Genomic DNA, 1,996 nt, shown 5'->3' with positions numbered 1-1,996 from the left:
CGCGCCGCTCCGCGAGCCGCAGGGCAGGCCCGTCCGAGGGACGCGGCACGTCACGGCAGATCACGCCGACGCCGCCCTCGTGCGGGAAGGCCCGCACGCTCAGCCGACGCTGACCGGACGGGTCCGGAACCTCGAACTCCACCGTGACGCCCTCGGAACGTGCGCGCCGCAGCTCACGTTCGAAGGTGCGGCCGCGCGTCTCCGGGAGCGTGGTCCACAGGTCGTGCCCGACGATCGAGGCCTCCTCACGGCCGACGAACGCGAGCGCGGCAAGGTTCACGTACGTGACGCGCCACGCGGCGTCCACGCGGAAACAGGGATCGGGCAGCGCGTCGAGGAACGCGCGCAGGTCGGGCATGTCTCGGGTGGAGTCGGGTGGAAGGCTCGTGGTCAAGGGCGGGGTCCTCGGGCGCGGGCGGAATCCGGAGCAGCGAGGCCACCCCCGGATCCGGCCCGTACATCCGCACTCTAGACGTGACCTCAACATCGGGACACGAGACGAACGGCTTCATGAAGAGACCCTCAAGACCCCACCCTTCGGCCCAGCCCGGACGCCCGCAGCCACGCCTCGCGCGGCCCCCCCTCCCGCGCCGTGGACGCCGGGGGCGCCACCTGCACGGGCACGCCTCCCACGCGGGCGATGTCGTCCGCGAGCGCGCCCATCACCGCGCGCTCCAACCCCGTCCCCTCGCGGACACCCACCACCACGAGGTCCACGCCTCCCTCCCGCGCGAAGCCCGCCACCGTGTCCGGAAGGGCGCCGGTCAATGGCAGCAGCGCGAGCCTCGGAGGGCGGCGCGCGCCCTCGGCCCACGAGGCCAGCGTCGCCCGGGCACGCTCACGCTCCTCGGGCGTGTCGTGCTCCAGCAGGTAGAGCAGGGTCACGCGGCCACCGAGGGCGCGGGAAAGTTCGAACGCGTGACGCGCCCCGCCAAGGCTGGCAGGGCTGCCGTCGACGAGGGCGAGGATATGACGGAACATGACGACCTCCCGGGGCGGCCCGGGGGGCCGCCTCACGTCCACCCTCGCGCGGCGGGATTACGGCGCGATTACGGCCTAGACGTTCGGGCGCAGCAGGTGCTCCAGACAGTGATGGTAGTCCACGCCCTGCCGCGCGTCCTGCACGAGGTCCGCGACGCTGAACTCCTGCAGCACGGCCAGCATCGCGTCGCGCATCTTGCGGTAGATGCTGTTGCGGGCGTGGCAGCGGTCCTGCTCCACGCAGTCCTCATGCCAGTTGAGGGAGATGCACGAGAGGGGCGCGACGGGCCCGTCCACGGCCCGCACGACCTCGCACAGGCTGATGAGGTGCGCCTTGCGCGCGAGCGCGTACCCGCCGCCGATCCCCTTCTTGGACTTCACGACGCCCTTGCCGGACAGCACCGCGAGGATCCGCACGAGGTACGGCCGCGCGATCCCCGTGCGTTCGCTGATCTCGTCGCTGCTGACCCAGCGCTGCGGCTCCTGCAGACCGAGGTAGCCGAGCGCCTGGAAGGCGTAGATGTCGGTGTTGGAAAGGCGCATGGGACCAGAATACCCACCCACACCCACAGAGACGCGACGACGCCCCAGGCAGAAGCGAGGGGCCGTCCCGCTACTGCTCCACGGTACGTCTGAGGTGCGTCCACGCGACGGGGTCGACCTGTCCGCCGCCCACCCAGCGCTCCTCGAGGTTCTCGATGCCGTAGAGGGCTTCCAGGCCGCGTTCGGTGGTGTCGTCCCAGCGTCCGGTGACGTCGCAGTGCCGCAGGCCGCGCGCGGCGAGGTGCGTCTGCAGCCAGCGGATCTCGTCCTCGCTCAGGGGACGGGTCTCGGTGGGGCGTCCGAAGAGCAGTTCGTGCAGGTCGAGGAGCCGGGCGAGTTCCGTGACGGGCGCGGCGTGGTCGTCGACCCGCAGGTCCACGGCGACGTCGCTCGCGCCGCCGTAGCCCTTGCCCTCCCCGACGACGAGAAGGGCGGCGGACTGCCGTCCGCGCGCGTCGCCGCCCGCCTCGTC

General features: G+C 72.2%; 4 protein-coding genes. All 4 read right to left on the bottom strand.

Going from position 1 to position 1,996, the window contains the following annotated elements:
- The coding region (locus DEIPI_RS0114185) for a PAS domain-containing protein (protein ID WP_169737114.1) at positions 1-394 on the bottom strand (394 nt) is incomplete at its 3' end.
- A gap of 128 nt (positions 395-522) precedes the next feature.
- Entirely contained in the window at positions 523-981 is a 459-nt protein-coding gene (locus DEIPI_RS0114180) for a universal stress protein (protein ID WP_027482198.1), read from the bottom strand.
- Positions 982-1,056: 75 nt separating this feature from the next.
- On the bottom strand, positions 1,057-1,524 hold the full coding sequence (locus DEIPI_RS0114170) for an Rrf2 family transcriptional regulator (RefSeq protein WP_027482197.1): 468 nt from the start codon (positions 1,522-1,524) through the stop codon (positions 1,057-1,059).
- 70 nt (positions 1,525-1,594) lie between these two features.
- The coding region (locus DEIPI_RS0114165) for a putative peptidoglycan binding domain-containing protein (protein ID WP_027482196.1) at positions 1,595-1,996 on the bottom strand (402 nt) is incomplete at its 5' end.

The sequence above is a fragment of the Deinococcus pimensis DSM 21231 genome (assembly GCF_000519345.1).
Taxonomy (GTDB): Bacteria; Deinococcota; Deinococci; order Deinococcales; family Deinococcaceae; genus Deinococcus_A; species Deinococcus_A pimensis.
Note: the sequence above shows the minus strand (reverse complement) of the source record. Positions and strands in the feature narration are given on the sequence as shown.